This is a genomic window from Methylobacterium gregans, assembly GCF_022179245.1.
In the GTDB taxonomy this organism is placed as follows: Bacteria; Pseudomonadota; Alphaproteobacteria; order Rhizobiales; family Beijerinckiaceae; genus Methylobacterium; species Methylobacterium gregans.
Window position 1 is genome coordinate 60,330 of sequence record NZ_BPQM01000027.1, and the last position, 14,280, is coordinate 74,609.

The window sequence follows — 14,280 nt, forward strand, 5'->3', positions numbered from 1 at the left end:
GCGGATCTCAGTCCGTCAGCGGGCGCGCCTCCTCGGGCAGCATGATCGGGATGCCGTCGCGGATCGGGTAGGCGAGCTTGGCCGATCGGCTGATCAGCTCCTGGCGAGCAGCGTCGTATTCCAGGGTCTGCTTGGTCAGCGGGCAGACCAGGATCTCCAGGAGCTTCGGGTCGACGCGGGTCGCCTCGACGGGGGCGGTGATCTCGTTGGCCATGCTCACGTCTCGCTCACGTCTCTCGTCACTGCAGCGTCGGCTCGGGGCCGGATCCGCGCACCAGCTCCATCTGCGTGACCGCGATCAGGATCTCGGCCCGCGTCTTCAGGTCCTGCGCCTCCAGCATGGCCTGCTTCTCGCGCACGCCGAAGGGGCTCATCATGCAGAGCGCGTTGACGAGGGCCTCGTTCGGCGCCTCCTCGATCCCCGCCCAATCGACCTTGAGGTCGTTCGACTCCACGAAGTCGCGCAACGCCTTCAGCACGCCCTCGCGGTCGACCTGCTCCTCGCCTGCGCGGGCCGCGAAGTCCACCGCGAAGTCGTCGTAGGAGACTTGGCAGCGCCGGTAGGCGCTGGCGGTGGCGAGCTCGCTCTCGATCCGGAAGCGGCTGATCCCGGTGAGCGAGATCAGGTAGCGCCCGTCCCCGGTCTCGGCGAACTGTGTCAGCCGCCCGAGGCAGCCGACCCGGTAGAGCCGCGGGTTCATCGGCGAGCCGCCGGCCCCCTCCGGGTCCGGCTGGATCATGCCGATGACCCTGTCGGTGCGGAGCGCGTCGTCCACCATCGCGAGGTAGCGCGGCTCGAAGATGTTGAGCGGCATCTGGCCCCGCGGCAGCAGCAGGGCCCCCGGCAGAGGGAAGACCGGAATCACGGCCGGGCAGTCGGCCGGGCTCCGGTAGCCCGCATGCGTGCTCATGGCGCCTCCCTCCGGCGGTCCTTTAGGAAAACAGCAGCGTCGAGAGCTTGCGCCGGCCGCGGATCGTGTCCGGATCCATCACGCCCCAGGCCTCGAAGAACTGCAGCAGCTGCTTGCGGGCGCCGTCCTCGTTCCAGTCGCGGTCGCGGCGGCGGATCTCGATCAGGTGGTCGACGGCGGCCGAGCGGTCGCCCCGGGCGGCCAGCCCCAGCGCGAGGTCGAAGCGGGCCTGATGGTCGTCCGGGTTCGCCTCGACCTGGGCCTGGAGCCCGGCGAGGTCGCCGAGCGAGGCGGCCTGCTCGGCGAGTTCCAGCGCCGCCCGGATGCCGGCGAGAGCCGGATCGTTGGCCTTGGCCTCCGGCACCATGGCGAGCACCTGCCGGGCGTTCTCCAACTCTCCGGCGTCGAGCTGGATCTTGGCCAGGCCCGCGAGCGCCGGGACGTTGTCGGGCTCCTGCTCCAGGATCGCGGCGTAGATCTCGGAGGCGCCCGCGAGGTCGCCTTCCGCGATCAGGCGGGTCGCCTCCTCGAGCGCCGCCTCGATCGGGCTCGGGCCGGCCGGGCCGGCGAGGCGGGCGATGAACTCCTTCACCTGGCTCTCGGGCACCGCGCCCATGAAGCCGTCGACCGGCTGGCCGCGCTGGAAGGCGATGACCGCGGGGATCGACTGGATGCCGAGCTGCCCGGCGATGGACGGGTGCTCGTCGATGTTCATCTTGACGAGCACGACCGCGCCGCCCGCCGCCGTGACGGCCTTCTCCAGCACGGGGGTGAGCTGCTTGCAGGGCCCGCACCAGGGCGCCCAGAAATCGACCAGCACCGGGCGGTTCATCGACTCGGCGATGACGTCCTGCCGGAAGGTGGCGGTGGTGGTGTCCTTGATCAGGTCGGCCGCGCCGGGCTTCGGCGCGTCGCCGGCGGGGAAGTCGTTGAGCATCGGGTCGAGCCTCGGGTCTGGTCGGGCCCGCCGGGCAGGGCTTCTCGCGAGATCACGCGCGTCAAAGGACCCTGCTCGACGGTTCGGTCGCGCGTCGTACCGGCCCGCGCGCCGTGCGACGTTGCGGACCGTTGCGTAGATGGGACGGGCGGACCGGATTGACCAGCCCGGCCGCAGCCCCGCGCGCTACTTCGCGGCGCCCGGCGCGGGCCCGCCCTCCGGCGGCTTGGCCGTCGCTCTGGCGTCCGTCACGAAGGTGCCCGCGTAGGTGGTGTTGTCCCCGGGCGCGGTCGCCTCGCAGGTGATCGCGGTCTTGCTCGGCTCCGGCGTCGAGAAGCGGCAGGCGCCCACCGCCATGACCGGTCCCTGCGCCGCGCCGGCCTTGCCCGGGACGACGAGGCTGATCGGCTGGAGGGGATCCGTTTCCTCCGTGCGCTCCTGCTGGGCGCCGCTGCCGCCGAAGCTCAGGGTCTGGCCGTCCTCGGCCGCGAAGTCGAAGCTCGTGCGGTTGCGCGCGACCGTGTTGGTCAGCACGTCCTTGCAGGCGTCGCTGAGGTCCTTGCCGGCGATCACCAGCTTCTCGCAGGTGCCCTCCAGCTTGATCGCGGTCTGCGCCGCGGCCGGCGAGACGAGGCCGAGCAGGAGGAGGACGGGCGCAAGGTTTCGGGGCGTCATGAGCGTCATGCCGGCTGATCTAGTGAAGGAACGGTCGCCGTCGAGATCCCTGTCTCAGGTTGCGAACCGCAAGGCCCGGTCGTTCGGCGCGGCGAAGTCGAGCCGGGGCCCGAGCGGCACGATGCGGGTCGGGTTGATGGTGGTGTGGCTCCAATAATAGTGCCGCTTGATGTGGTCGAGGTTCACCGTCCCGGCCACGCCCGGCAGGGCGTAGAGGTCGCGCAGGTAGTTCGACAGGTTCGGGTAGTCGGCGATGCGCTGCCGGTTGCACTTGAAGTGCCCGACATAGACCGCGTCGAACCGCACCAGCGTGGTGAACAGGCGGATGTCGGCCTCGGTGAGCCGGCCGCCGCAGAGATAGCGGCCCCGGTCGAGGCGCTCTTCCAGCGCGTCGAGTTCCGCGAACAGGGCCTCGTAGGCCTCCGCATAGGCCTCCTCGGTGGTGGCGAAGCCCGCGCGGTAGACGCCGTTGTTCACCCGCTCGTAGACCCGCGCGTTGATCGCGTCGATCTCAGGCCGCAGGTCGGCGGGGTAGAGGTCGGGGTCGCCCGCGCCGAAGGCGTCGTTGAGCATGCGGATGATCTCGGACGACTCGTTCGACACGATGGTGCCGCGCCGCTTGTCCCAGAGGACGGGCACCGTCACGCGGCCCGTGTAGTGCGGATCGGCCTTCAGGTAGACCTCGTAGAGGCGCCGTGCGCCGTGGAGCGCGTCCGGCGTCGCGCCGGGCCTATCGCCGAAGACCCAGCCCTCCGCGCCCATGTGCGGATCGACCACCGAGACGGAGATCGCCGCCTCCAGCCCCTTGAGCGCGCGCACGATCAGGGTGCGGTGCGCCCACGGACAGGCGAGCGCGACGTAGAGGTGATAGCGCCCGGCCTCGCCCCGGAAGCCCCCCTCCCCCGAGGGACCGGGCGCGCCGTCGGCCGTCACCCAGTTGCGGAAGGCCGAGGCCTTGCGCTCGAAGCGGCCACCGGTGGACATCGTATCGTACCACTGGTCCTGCCAGACGCCGTCGACCAGCAAACCCATCGCCGCCTCCCGTCGCCCGACCCAGGCACGCCGCCATGGCCATGAGATGGGCGCATACCAGGGTCCGAAAAGCCCGGAAGAGACATGAAAACGCGCACGAACGGTCCATTTTCTGCTTTGTGCAGCGCACTCGTTTGTGCGTCGCACCATGAGCCGCACATGCTGCGCGGAGCCGTCGATGTCGTTTGCCCTCACCCTGCCCGTTGCCGAGGCTTCCCTCTTCACCTTCGGCTGCCTGCTGATCCACGCCCTGCGTCGCCACGCGGATATCGTGACGGGCGCGCTCGCCTGTCTGCTGGTGCTCGTCACGCTGCTGCTGGCGGTGGCCGGCACGCCGGAGCCTGTGCTGCGGGCGCAAGCCCTCGCGCTGGAGAACGGCGAGGCGATGCAGTTCCTCAACTAGGCGGGGTCCCGTTCGGCCAGGGCGGCGTCCTGCCCCTCCGGCAGCCGGCCGCCACGTCGAAATCGTCCGCAGGCAGGCGGGCGAGGAAACGCTCGGCCAACTCGAACAGCAGGATGTCGGGCTTCACGCGCGCGATGTAGTCCCAGTCGAGCGCCGCCGACCAGACGAAGTGCACCTCGGAAAAACTCTCCGCGAGGTAGCCGGTCAGCAGGATCGGCGAGAAATGCGCGCAGGAATCGCCGAACAGCATGATGCGGCGCGGGTCCGGCGCCCGCGCGTTCCGGTAGACCACGTGAGCGCCGACATGCAGGTCCTGGGCGCGACCCAGCGCCTCGTAGGCCGCGAGCAAGGACCCGGTCTCGGCCCGCACGGCGTCGCGCAGGATGCGCGGGCGCCGCAGGCGCTCGGTCGGCCGGTGCGGCACCTTCTCGCCGAGATCGAGCACCGTCTCGTGCGCGAAGTCGGGCCGCTCGGCGATGTCGGCGGGCGGCACGGCGGCCAGCGCCCGCATGATCGCCCGGTAGGCGAGCAGGCAGCCCTCGACCGTCCAATGGGTGTCGGTACGCTGGTAGAGCGGCACCGGCCCGTCGCGGGCGGCGCGCAACGGAGCCAGCAGGTCGAGATAGTAGGGCTTGCCGGCGAGCCGCCGGGCGAGCCGGCGCGTCGAGGCCTGCGCCGGGTCGTAGGGCAGGCCGTGGGTCAGGTTCTCGTAGACCGAGAGCTTCTCCGGCACGATCACGTGCAGGCAGCGGATGCCGAGCCGGGCGGCGCGGGCGGCGCGCGCCTCCATCAGCCGGGCCCATCCCCGCATCAGCCACCAGTGGCGCAGGCCCCGCGCGTAGCGGTCCATGACGCGGTTGCTGCCCCCCGTGAGGAACAGCCAGCCCTCGCGCCCCTCGTGCACGGTGTCCCAGCGTTTTCTGAACATGCGGGTGCTTTAGCCGCGGGGTCCGGGTCGCGATAGGCCGGAGCTTGGCCGTGCGGTGCGGCGTTCCGCACAGGATGGAACCCGCCCTCGCCGAGAAGCCGCTCCGGACCGCACCTGCCGACCGTCCGGCCCGGCTCTGGCGCCCGCGGCGCGTCCTGGTGACGCCCGCCGCCCTGGAGCACGCCCACGGCCGCGCCATGCTGTCCCGGGCCGAGGCCTTGGGGCTGCCGGTCGAGCGGCTCGCCTCGAACCGTCTCACGGGCCTGCGCCGGCCCGATCCCCGCCGGGCCTATGCGGAGGCCAAGGCGACGCTCGCCCTCGTCGTCGCGCCGCCGACCAAGCTGAAGCTCCAGCCGATCCCGCCCTCGGCCGACTGGCGCTTCGACCTCGCGGAGGGCTGCCCGGCCCACTGCCAGTACTGCTATCTGGCCGGCTCGCTCTCCGGCCCGCCGGTGACGCGGGCCTACGCCAATCTCGACGCGATCCTGGGAAACCTCGCCGCCTATGCGGGGCGCGGGGCCGTCACCTCGGCCTCGGAGGCGCGGAGCCACGAGGGCACCACCTTCGAGGCCTCCTGCTACACCGACCCGCTCGGCATCGAGCACCTGACCGGCTCGCTCTCGGCGGCGATCCGGCATTTCGGCGCCTGGGAGGCGCCGGTGCAACTCCGCTTCACCACCAAGTTCGCGGCGGTCGAGCCGCTGCTCGATCTTCCCCACGGGCGGCGCACCCGCATCCGCTTCTCGGTGAACGCGCGGGGCGCCGCCCGCTACGAGGGCGGCACCGCCTCCCTCGACGCGCGGCTGCGGGCGATGCGCCTGGCCGCGCGCGCCGGCTACCCCGTCGGGCTCACGGTCGCGCCGATCCTGCCGATCCCCGACTGGCCGGCGGCCTACGCGGCGCTGATCCGGGACGCGGCCGACGCGCTCGCCGGCGTGCCCGATCTCGACCTGACGGCGGAGCTGATCACCCACCGCTTCACGCCGGGCTCGAAGGAGGTTCTTCAGGGCTGGTATCCGGGCTCAGACCTGCCGCTCGACGAGGCGGAGCGGACGCGGAAGTTCACGAAGTTCGGCTCAGTGAAGTACGTGCTGCCGAAGGCGCTGATGGCGGAGATGCGCGCCGCGCTCCACGCGGCGCTCGCCCGCGACCTGCCGGCCGCCCGCGTGCTCTACTGGACCTGAGCGGTCACCGCGCCATCTCGGGATCCGATGTCCGACGCGCCCCTCATCCTGACCCTCGCCTTCGACGAAGCCACCTTCGGGCGGTTCGACGGGTTGCGGCGGCGCCACTTCCCCGAAGCGATCAACTTCATCCCGGCCCATGCCACCCTGTTCCACCACCTGCCGGGCGACCGGGAGCGGGCGGTGATCGAGACGGTGGCGAGCTTGGCCCGCACCGTGCCGCCGCCTGCCGTCGCGGTGACGGGCCTGCGCTTCACCGGGCGCGGCGTCGCCTACGTGCTGGAATCGGAAGCCCTCGCGGCCTTCCGAGCCCGGCTGGCACAGGCCTTCGCCGACCATCTCACGCCGCAGGACGCCCAGGGCTGGCGCCCGCACGTCACGGTGCAGAACAAGGTCGATCCGAAGATCGCCCGCGCGCTCCACGCCGATCTGCAGCAGGGCTTTGCGCCCTTCCGGTTCACCGCGCCGGGCCTGCTGCTCTGGCGCTATCTCGGCGGTCCCTGGGAGGAGGTCTCCCGCTTGTCCTTCGGAGAGAACGCGTGAGGGCCTACGAGCATATCCGCGGCAACCCGCTCACCGGCCGCGCCATGCGGGTCTGGCTGCGCTTCCGCCTCAACGAGGTCGGTCCGCTGGTCGCGCTGCTCACCGTGAGCACGCTCGGCTACGGCTTCTTCGCGCTGGCCCAGGAGGTCGGCGAGGGCTCGACCGAGGCGCTCGACCGCAAGATCCTGCTCTCCTTGCGCAACCCCGCCGACCTCTCCGACCCGATCGGGCCGCGCTGGCTCGAGGAGACGATGCGCGACATCACCGGGCTCGGCAGCGTCTTCACCATCGTGTTCCTCACGGGCGCGGTGGCGGCCTACCTCGCTCTGTCCGGGAAGCTGCGGATCGGCGCCTTCGTGATCGGCGCGGTCGGCGGCGGCGAGATCGTCTCGACGGTGCTGAAGCTGTTCTACCACCGGCCGCGGCCGGACCTCGTGCCCCACGGCATGGAGGTGTTCACCGCGAGCTTCCCCTCCGGCCACGCCATGATGTCGGCGATCGCCTACCTGACGCTGGCGACGCTGCTCGCGCGCATCGACCCGCGCCGACGGGTGAAGGCGCTGGTGCTGTTCCTCGGCGTGGCCATGACGGTGCTGGTGGGGGTCAGCCGGGTCTATCTCGGCGTGCACTGGCCGAGCGACGTCCTGGCCGGCTGGTGCGTCGGCGCCGCCTGGGCGGCGCTCTGCTGGTTCGTGGCCCTGCAGCTCCAGCGCCGGGGCGAGGTCGAGGCGCCGGACCCGCCGCCGCGGGCCTGACCGGGTCGGGCGCTACTCGGCGACCGGGATCCCCGCCCCCGGCGCGTCGGGGTTCATGCCCTCGACGGGCGGCTTCCGGCGCGGGCGCGGGGTCGCCGCGGCGGCGGCCGGCGGCGCGGCAGTGTTCACGCCGAGGCGCGTGGCCAGCGCCAGCGCCCGGTTCTCGGTGAAGCGCAGGTGGCAGAAGCCGTGCGCGCCCTCGCGGGCGTAAGTCCGGCAGAGCTGCTCCCGGTCGGAGGAGAAGGCCGCCTGCTCGGTCACGATCGGGCGCACGTCCTCGCGCCGCGCCCGCTGGGTCATCAGCTTGTAATTGTCCCGCACCGCCTTGTCGGCGACGCCGCGGGCGGTGTCGAACTCCGCCGAGCGCGGGATCAGTCCCGCGGCGACCGGGCCCCACAGCCCCTTCGGCGTGGTGGTGCAATCGGCCGCCGAGAAGGTGCAGGTCTGGCCGGGCCCGAGGGGCGTCACGAGGAGGCCGCCCTCCGTCACGTCGAAGCGCAGCGGGCACTCGGCCCCCGCCGCCTCGAACCGCGGCACGCCCTCGGGCCGCCCCTCCGACGAGAGGGTGACGGGGTTGCCGTTCGCCAGCGGCACCGCGCAGGACTCGGTCGGCTGCGAGACCTTGGTGCCCGGGAGGGTGATGCGCGCGGTCGTCGCCGTGCCGGCGCGCTCCAGCTTCAGCTTGCCCGAGAGGCCGTTGAGCTGGAGTTCCTGGCCGAGGATCGCGTCCTCGCTCGGCACCTTCAGCACCACGGGCTTCGGCGGCGCGGCCGGGCGCGGCGCCTCGGCTGCGGGGGCGTTCGGGTCGGCCGGCAACGGGTCGCCCGGCATCGGCGCGGGCGGGGGGGCGGGCGCGCCACCCGGCACGCCGCGGGGCGGCACCGGGGGCTTGGCCGCGCGGCCGATCCCGAAGAGCTCCTCGAAGAAGTTCTGGGCCTGCGCCGCGGGCGTCGGCGCCGTCGCGGCGGCGAGGCCGAGGAGGGGGATCAGGAAGCTGCGGGTCGGACGCATCGAGTCCTTCGAGGCAGAAACAGGCATGGCAACAGGCATGGCGCGCACCGTGCGCCCGGTACCCGCCTCCCTGACGGCAGGGTGGGCGCCGTCGTGCGGCGGCGTCCCAACGCTAACACGCCATCGATGGCGCGGGCGTGGCAGCGGAGCAACAAAATGCGGGTGCACCGGCGCGGTCGCGACGGTGCGACGACGCCGATTCCTCAAACCCCTCAAGGCGATGGTCCCGCCGTGACCGGAATCGCACGTGCGCTGCGGCTTTGCCTTGCGGCCTCCAGGGCCCCTTCTTATATCCGCTGCGACACGGGATTAAGCGCGGGTTTTTCGCCGGCTCCGGCCCTTGATCCGCCCCCCCTCCCGTACGCACATCACCAAACGTCGCACCGCCATGGGCCGAGCTGCTTCGGGGCTCGGCGGTCTGCTTGAACACGAACCAACAGAGGGATCCCACCATGGGTAAAGTCATCGGCATCGACTTGGGCACCACCAACTCCTGCGTGGCCGTCATGGAAGGCACGCAGCCCAAGGTCATCGAGAACGCGGAAGGCGCCCGCACCACCCCCTCCATCGTCGCCTTCACGGACGACGGCGAGCGCCTCGTCGGCCAGCCCGCCAAGCGGCAGGCCGTCACCAACCCGGAACGCACCTTCTTCGCCATCAAGCGTCTGATCGGCCGTACCTACGACGATCCGATGACGCAGAAGGACAAGGGCCTCGTGCCCTACAAGATCGTCAAGGGCGACAACGGCGACGCCTGGGTCGAGGCCGACGGCAAGAAGTACTCGCCGTCCCAGATCTCGGCCTTCACCCTTCAGAAGATGAAGGAGACCGCCGAGTCGCATCTCGGCCAGCCGGTCACCCAGGCCGTCATCACGGTCCCGGCCTACTTCAACGACGCCCAGCGCCAGGCCACGAAGGACGCGGGCAAGATCGCCGGCCTCGAGGTGCTGCGCATCATCAACGAGCCGACCGCGGCCGCGCTCGCCTACGGCCTCGACAAGAAGAAGTCCGGCACGATCGCGGTCTACGACCTCGGCGGCGGCACCTTCGACGTCTCGATCCTCGAGATCGGCGACGGCGTGTTCGAGGTGAAGTCCACGAACGGCGACACGTTCCTGGGCGGCGAGGATTTCGACAACCGCGTGGTCGAGTACCTGACCGCCGAGTTCAAGCGCGAGCAGGGCATCGACCTGACGAAGGACAAGCTCGCGCTCCAGCGCCTCAAGGAGGCCGCTGAGAAGGCGAAGATTGAGCTCTCGTCCGCGACGCAGACCGAGATCAACCTGCCCTACATCACGGCGGACGCCACCGGCCCGAAGCACCTCGCGCTGAAGCTCAGCCGCGCCAAGTTCGAGTCGCTGGTGGACGACCTCGTGCAGCGCACGATCGAGCCCTGCCGCAAGGCGCTGAAGGATGCCGGCGTCTCGGCCTCCGAGATCGACGAGGTCGTGCTCGTCGGGGGCATGATCCGCATGCCCAAGATCCAGGAGGTGGTGAAGTCCTTCTTCGGCAAGGAGCCCCACAAGGGCGTCAACCCGGACGAGGTCGTGGCCATCGGCGCGGCGGTCCAGGCCGGCGTGCTTCAGGGCGACGTGAAGGACGTGCTGCTCCTCGACGTCACCCCGCTCTCGCTCGGCATCGAGACGCTGGGCGGCGTGTTCACCCGGCTCATCGACCGCAACACCACGATCCCGACCAAAAAGTCCCAGGTCTTCTCGACGGCCGAGGACAACCAGAACGCGGTCACCATCCGGGTCTTCCAGGGTGAGCGCGAGATGGCGGCCGACAACAAGCTGCTCGGCCAGTTCGATCTCGTCGGCATCCCGCCGGCGCCCCGCGGCATGCCGCAGATCGAGGTGACCTTCGACATCGACGCCAACGGCATCGTGAACGTCACGGCCAAGGACAAGGCGACGAACAAGGAACACCAGATCCGCATCCAGGCCTCGGGCGGTCTCTCCGACGCCGACATCGACCGGATGGTGAAGGACGCCGAGGCCAACGCCGAGGCCGACAAGCGCCGCCGTGAGCTGGTCGAGGTGAAGAACCAGGGTGAGAGCCTGATCCACGCCACCGAGAAGTCGGTGAAGGAGTACGGCGACAAGGTCGGCCAGGCGGACCGCGACGGCATCGAGACCGCCATCACGGCGCTCAAGACCGCGCTGGAGGGTGACGACGTCGAGACCATCAAGGCCCGCACCACGGACCTGATGCAGGCCTCGATGAAGCTCGGCGAGGCGATGTACGCGGCGAACCAGGCGGCCGGCCCGGACGCCGCCGCGGCGGGCGCCCAGGGTGAGGCCAAGAAGGACGACGTCATCGACGCCGACTTCCAGGAGGTCGACGAGAAGGACCAGAAGAAGCGGGCTTGATCTTCCGTATCTTCAAGATGCCGACGGGGGGCCGGAGCGATCCGGCCCCTTTTTTGTGCCCGCACGGATGACCGCCCCGGTATCCGCGTGTGTTCGCCACGGCGCAAGAACCGCGTCCGCGAACAGTTTTTCTCTGAACGGCTGGCGGGCTGAGACGTTGTCAGCCACGCAACACCGAACGGAGGGAAAACCGCCATGCAGATCAAGACGATCGCCGTCGCCGCCTCGCTGGTCCTCGGCCTCTCGGACGCCGCGCTCGCCCAGAGCACGCAGCCGGGCGCGGCCGGCGCCAGCGACCCGGCCATGCGCAGCGGCCAGGGCACGGATCGCTCGATGAACCGGATGGACCCGAACACCAGCCCGGGCAGCACCGGCACGACCGGCCGCGCGGGCGGCATGGGCAACATGGGCGGCGGCACCGGCACCAGCAGCAACACCGGTGTCGGCCTGGGCAACCAGGGCGCCAACCAGGGCGCGCGCTAGTAAGCGGCGCGCCACGTCCGAAGAGATCGGCAGGGTCGGGGGTCTCCCCCGGCCCTTTTCCGTGCGGGAAGCGACCATCATGGGGGCGGAGGAGCCGCGGCCGAGCGGCCGGATCGAGCGGGTCAACGCGCTGGTGCAGACCCTGGCGATCCTCGGTGCCGGCGCCTGGGGCGTCTACACATTCATCTACGAGGCGCGGATCAAGCCCGGGCTGGAGCCGCCGGCCGTCTCGGTCACGACGAGCCTCGTCCGCGCGGGCGAGCGCGGCGACCGGCTCGCGATCCGGTCCACGGTCCGGCGCCGGAATGTCGGGCAGGCCGGGGTCCGCGTGCTCGGCCTCGTCTACAACGTCACCGGGGTGCGGGTCCGCTTCGGCGAGACGGCGCCGGCCGGCACGGGGGCGGGCGACGGCACGGACGAGGACCATGTGGCCCGCAGCGGCGCCTACGTGCTGGAGGACCCCGGCATCGCGATCCTGCGGGAGGGCAAGCTCTTCGCCGGGGCGACGGAGCGGGACGGGCAGCCCGCCGACCTGAATCCGGGCGAGGAGGTCTCGCGCGATCTCATCGTCTACGCCGACCGGGGCCGCTACGACTTCGTCCGCTTCGACGTCAGCCTCGTCTACACCCGTGACGACGATCCGCCCGTGCGGCTGCGCTTCGAGCACGGGCCGGACGGCGCGCTGCACCTGCGGCCTCGGGCGACCTGCGAGGCGGAGCCCGCCGCCTGCCGGGTGCTCCGAAGCACGGATTTCAGCACGCAGCTCTCGCTCTGGTGAGGCACCGCGGTCGGGCCGGCCCGGCGGCGCTCAGCGCTTCCAGACGCCGAGCCGCTCGCTGCGGGCATGGTCCTCGGCGGCGACGAGCTCGGGCGTGGCCTCCGGCGAGGCGCGACCGCCACCGTTGAACAGCACCACCTCCGAGAGGTCGCGCCCCTCGATCTGGCAGAGCTGGTTCTCGCTGCCCGGCACGGGCTGGCAGGTCACCGGACGGTTGTTGATGTAGCGGGCCAGCTCGTCCGCCTGGCCGCCGCGCACCCACTCGACGCCGAACAGCCGCACGAGCTTGCCGTTGAGGCGCAGGGTGGCGGTGTCGATCACCTGCGCCTGACCGGTCACCGCGTTGGGCGCCGGACGCGGCGCCTCCTCGGGAGCCGATTCCGCCTCGGCCGGCGGCGCCTCGGCGGGGGCGGCCTGCGAGGGGGATTGCGGCTGGGCCTGCGACGCCTCCGTGGCGGCCTGCCGCCCGGGCGCTGACCTGTCCTCGCCCGATCCGCGCCAGGAGAGGACGAGCCCCGCCCCGACGACGAGCGCGAGGGCCGCGGCGGCGGCACCCGCGATCCAGCGGCGGGAGCCGCGTCCGCCCAGGCCGCCGTCGCGCCAATCCTGCAGCCCCGTGCGGAACCGCTGGAGCCCGCCCTCGGCCCCTTCGCGCCACGCGGGCGCGACGGTGTCGGCAGCCGCCCCCTCGGCGGCGGGCTCCGCGCCGCGGCGGCTGTCGAGGCGCGCCCGCAGACCGGCGAAGGCCGCGGCCGCGGACTGGGCGAGGGCGCGGCCCTGCTCCGAGGAGCGCTCGGCCAGCGCGCGCGCGCGCTCCGACTGGGTCTCGACGAAGCGCGCGGTCGCGGCGCGCATCTCGGCTGCGTTGGCCCCGAGGCTCTGTTCGGGCGCGGGCTCCGCCGGGACGGGTGCGGGCTCCGGCGGCAGGAACAGGGCCGGATGACGCTCGACGATCTCGTCGAGGAGGTCGGTGAGCGTCATCGGTCGCGCCGTCCCGCCCTCCGTGGCCGCCTCGCGCACCCGCGGCAGGCCGTGCCGGTCGATCAACCGGTAGCCGGGCGGCGCCTCCGCCGGCTCGACGGCGGCGGAGACGAGAAGCTCGAGCGTGCGCAGCGCCACGGGGCGGGGGCGTCGGCGCTCGATCTCGGCGCGGATCTGCGTCTGCAGCGCGGCCCGCTCCGCGCCGTCGAGCACGGGGCGTTGCGCCTCCGTACCGTCCACTCCGTCCGCCGCTGTCGCGCCTGAAACCGCCATGGGGTCCGATCTAAGCATCCTGGACCGAACTGTCCCGCGGGTCCGGCGAAAAAATGATTCGGGGGCCGATTCGGGGCCGGGCGAGTCAGGCGCTCCGGCCGGTGCCGGCCGTTCCGGCGCTCGCCGAGCCGCGGTGCAGGACCCGGCTCGTCTCCGAGACGATGACCGGGCGCGGCCCCGCGAGGCTCACCTCCAGCACCACCTCGGCGATCCCCTGCGAGACCGCGCCACGGCCGGGGCTCGCCGCCCGGAAGGCGACCTCCGCCCGCACCACGCAGGTCGCCAGCGCCCCGTTGCAGAAGGTGCGCATGCCGCGCGGCTCGTAGCGCCGCTCCGGCCAGCGCCGGGCGAAATCCCGCTTCTCCGCCATCACGGCGCGCAGGCTCACGGTGCGGCCATAGAAGCGCACCTGATCCCCGTAGAAGCGGGGGGCGCTCGCCACGATGGCCGGGCCGGGCGCCGAGACCGCGTCGAAGTAATCCGCCACGAGGCCCTGCGCGGTGCCCGCCCAGTCGCTGAGACGCGGCTCGGGCCGCGCGGCGGGAGGGACGGGCGCCGCCTGGACAGGCGGCGTGTCGGCCAGCCGGCGCTGGCGGCGATGACGCTCGAGCCGGCGCTCCGGCCTCTCCGGCCGCTCGGCGTGACGCGCAGCCCGGGAGGGGCGCGCCGCGCTCCGCTCCGGCCCGGCCTCCGCCTCGGCGGGGGCGGACCGCACCTGCGGTGCGGCGGAAGGGGGGGCCGCGGGTGCGGCGGGCTCCGGCCTGTTCTCGGCGGGCTTTGCCGGCGCGGTCGAGCGGGCCGGCGGATCAACCCAGCCGGACTGCGCGCGCGCACCGCCGACGGCGAGGACCCCGGCCGCGAGGGCGAGGCTCAGGGTGGCGAGGGAAGAAGCAGGACGCATGATCTCACCGGGGCGCGGCCGAGCGGGGACGTGCCGGGGCGGCACAGCGTGAAACGCGCTCGGGTGGGCGCGGGGTTCCGACCCTTCACCCGCAACGCCCCCCCCGACGACGG

16 protein-coding genes are annotated in these 14,280 nt (G+C 72.3%); 7 read left to right on the top strand and 9 right to left on the bottom strand.

The window, feature by feature from the left end; all coding sequences use genetic code 11:
- Positions 1-7: 7 nt before the first annotated feature.
- From MFF54_RS06645 to MFF54_RS06665, 5 genes are all read right to left on the bottom strand, one after another.
- Entirely contained in the window at positions 8-214 is a 207-nt protein-coding gene (locus tag MFF54_RS06645) for a Trm112 family protein (RefSeq protein WP_109950434.1), read from the bottom strand.
- Positions 215-239: 25 nt separating this feature from the next.
- Positions 240-911: an LON peptidase substrate-binding domain-containing protein gene (locus tag MFF54_RS06650; RefSeq protein WP_238301831.1), complete on the bottom strand. Its 672-nt coding sequence runs from the start codon at positions 909-911 to the stop codon at positions 240-242.
- A 22-nt stretch (positions 912-933) separates the two neighbouring features.
- Positions 934-1,848 (bottom strand): thioredoxin, encoded by a 915-nt coding sequence (trxA, locus tag MFF54_RS06655; RefSeq protein ID WP_238301832.1) that lies wholly within the window; start codon positions 1,846-1,848, stop codon positions 934-936.
- Positions 1,849-2,034: 186 nt separating this feature from the next.
- Entirely contained in the window at positions 2,035-2,523 is a 489-nt protein-coding gene (locus tag MFF54_RS06660; RefSeq protein WP_238301875.1) for a hypothetical protein, read from the bottom strand.
- A 54-nt stretch (positions 2,524-2,577) separates the two neighbouring features.
- Positions 2,578-3,555 carry a glutathione S-transferase family protein gene (locus MFF54_RS06665; protein WP_238301833.1) on the bottom strand — a complete coding sequence of 326 codons (978 nt, stop codon included), beginning with the start codon at positions 3,553-3,555 and terminating at the stop codon, positions 2,578-2,580.
- Between the two features lie 178 nt (positions 3,556-3,733).
- Between MFF54_RS06665 and MFF54_RS06670 the strand changes: the two genes are divergently transcribed.
- A complete protein-coding gene (locus MFF54_RS06670) occupies positions 3,734-3,958 on the top strand; it encodes a hypothetical protein (protein WP_238301834.1) in 225 nt (74 codons plus the stop codon).
- Here the strand turns inward: MFF54_RS06670 and MFF54_RS06675 are convergent.
- Positions 3,951-4,886, bottom strand: coding sequence for an alginate O-acetyltransferase AlgX-related protein (locus tag MFF54_RS06675; RefSeq protein ID WP_238301835.1), 936 nt, complete (start codon positions 4,884-4,886; stop codon positions 3,951-3,953). The genes MFF54_RS06670 and MFF54_RS06675 overlap by 8 nt on opposite strands.
- 74 nt (positions 4,887-4,960) lie before the next feature.
- Here MFF54_RS06675 and MFF54_RS06680 point away from each other — a divergent pair, with 74 nt between their 5' ends.
- Genes MFF54_RS06680 through MFF54_RS06690 form a run of 3 tightly spaced genes read left to right on the top strand, consistent with a single transcriptional unit; the run spans position 4,961 to position 7,368 of the window.
- Entirely contained in the window at positions 4,961-6,070 is a 1,110-nt protein-coding gene (locus tag MFF54_RS06680; protein WP_238301836.1) for an SPL family radical SAM protein, read from the top strand.
- 27 nt (positions 6,071-6,097) lie between these two features.
- Positions 6,098-6,613: a 2'-5' RNA ligase family protein gene (locus tag MFF54_RS06685; RefSeq protein WP_238301837.1), complete on the top strand. Its 516-nt coding sequence runs from the start codon at positions 6,098-6,100 to the stop codon at positions 6,611-6,613.
- Positions 6,614-6,657: 44 nt separating this feature from the next.
- Positions 6,658-7,368, top strand: coding sequence for a phosphatase PAP2 family protein (locus tag MFF54_RS06690; RefSeq protein ID WP_238301876.1), 711 nt, complete (start codon positions 6,658-6,660; stop codon positions 7,366-7,368).
- A gap of 12 nt (positions 7,369-7,380) precedes the next feature.
- On the opposite strand, the gene MFF54_RS06695 is transcribed toward MFF54_RS06690, so the two are convergent.
- Entirely contained in the window at positions 7,381-8,379 is a 999-nt protein-coding gene (locus tag MFF54_RS06695; RefSeq protein WP_238301838.1) for a hypothetical protein, read from the bottom strand.
- Positions 8,380-8,831: 452 nt separating this feature from the next.
- On the opposite strand from MFF54_RS06695, the gene dnaK reads away from it, so the two are divergent.
- From dnaK to MFF54_RS06710, 3 genes are all read left to right on the top strand, one after another.
- The gene (dnaK, locus tag MFF54_RS06700; protein WP_238301839.1) at positions 8,832-10,751 is read left to right on the top strand and encodes a molecular chaperone DnaK; all 1,920 of its coding nucleotides are present in this window, start codon (positions 8,832-8,834) and stop codon (positions 10,749-10,751) included.
- Positions 10,752-10,946: 195 nt separating this feature from the next.
- Complete coding sequence (locus MFF54_RS06705; RefSeq protein WP_238301840.1) at positions 10,947-11,234, top strand: hypothetical protein; 288 nt, start codon at positions 10,947-10,949, stop codon at positions 11,232-11,234.
- Positions 11,235-11,295: 61 nt separating this feature from the next.
- Complete coding sequence (locus tag MFF54_RS06710; RefSeq protein WP_238301841.1) at positions 11,296-12,012, top strand: hypothetical protein; 717 nt, start codon at positions 11,296-11,298, stop codon at positions 12,010-12,012.
- 30 nt (positions 12,013-12,042) lie between these two features.
- Here MFF54_RS06710 and MFF54_RS06715 read toward each other — a convergent pair whose 3' ends face one another.
- Positions 12,043-13,206, bottom strand: a complete 1,164-nt coding sequence (locus MFF54_RS06715; protein WP_238301842.1) for a nuclease — start codon at positions 13,204-13,206, stop codon at positions 12,043-12,045.
- Between the two features lie 145 nt (positions 13,207-13,351).
- Positions 13,352-14,167: a hypothetical protein gene (locus tag MFF54_RS06720; RefSeq protein ID WP_238301843.1), complete on the bottom strand. Its 816-nt coding sequence runs from the start codon at positions 14,165-14,167 to the stop codon at positions 13,352-13,354.
- Positions 14,168-14,280: the final 113 nt, after the last annotated feature.

Excerpts from the sequence above, each read along its gene's own strand:
- MFF54_RS06645 (WP_109950434.1), bottom strand. The coding sequence starts at position 214 with ATGGCCAACGAGATCACCGCCCCCGTCGAGGCGACCCGCGTCGACCCG.
- MFF54_RS06650 (WP_238301831.1), bottom strand. The coding sequence starts at position 911 with ATGAGCACGCATGCGGGCTACCGGAGCCCGGCCGACTGCCCGGCCGTG.
- trxA (WP_238301832.1), bottom strand. The coding sequence starts at position 1,848 with ATGCTCAACGACTTCCCCGCCGGCGACGCGCCGAAGCCCGGCGCGGCC.
- MFF54_RS06660 (WP_238301875.1), bottom strand. The coding sequence starts at position 2,523 with ATGACGCCCCGAAACCTTGCGCCCGTCCTCCTCCTGCTCGGCCTCGTC.
- MFF54_RS06665 (WP_238301833.1), bottom strand. The coding sequence starts at position 3,555 with ATGGGTTTGCTGGTCGACGGCGTCTGGCAGGACCAGTGGTACGATACG.
- MFF54_RS06670 (WP_238301834.1), top strand. The coding sequence starts at position 3,734 with ATGTCGTTTGCCCTCACCCTGCCCGTTGCCGAGGCTTCCCTCTTCACC.
- MFF54_RS06675 (WP_238301835.1), bottom strand. The coding sequence starts at position 4,886 with ATGTTCAGAAAACGCTGGGACACCGTGCACGAGGGGCGCGAGGGCTGG.
- MFF54_RS06680 (WP_238301836.1), top strand. The coding sequence starts at position 4,961 with ATGGAACCCGCCCTCGCCGAGAAGCCGCTCCGGACCGCACCTGCCGAC.
- MFF54_RS06685 (WP_238301837.1), top strand. The coding sequence starts at position 6,098 with ATGTCCGACGCGCCCCTCATCCTGACCCTCGCCTTCGACGAAGCCACC.
- MFF54_RS06690 (WP_238301876.1), top strand. The coding sequence starts at position 6,658 with ATGCGGGTCTGGCTGCGCTTCCGCCTCAACGAGGTCGGTCCGCTGGTC.
- MFF54_RS06695 (WP_238301838.1), bottom strand. The coding sequence starts at position 8,379 with ATGCGTCCGACCCGCAGCTTCCTGATCCCCCTCCTCGGCCTCGCCGCC.
- dnaK (WP_238301839.1), top strand. The coding sequence starts at position 8,832 with ATGGGTAAAGTCATCGGCATCGACTTGGGCACCACCAACTCCTGCGTG.
- MFF54_RS06705 (WP_238301840.1), top strand. The coding sequence starts at position 10,947 with ATGCAGATCAAGACGATCGCCGTCGCCGCCTCGCTGGTCCTCGGCCTC.
- MFF54_RS06720 (WP_238301843.1), bottom strand. The coding sequence starts at position 14,167 with ATGCGTCCTGCTTCTTCCCTCGCCACCCTGAGCCTCGCCCTCGCGGCC.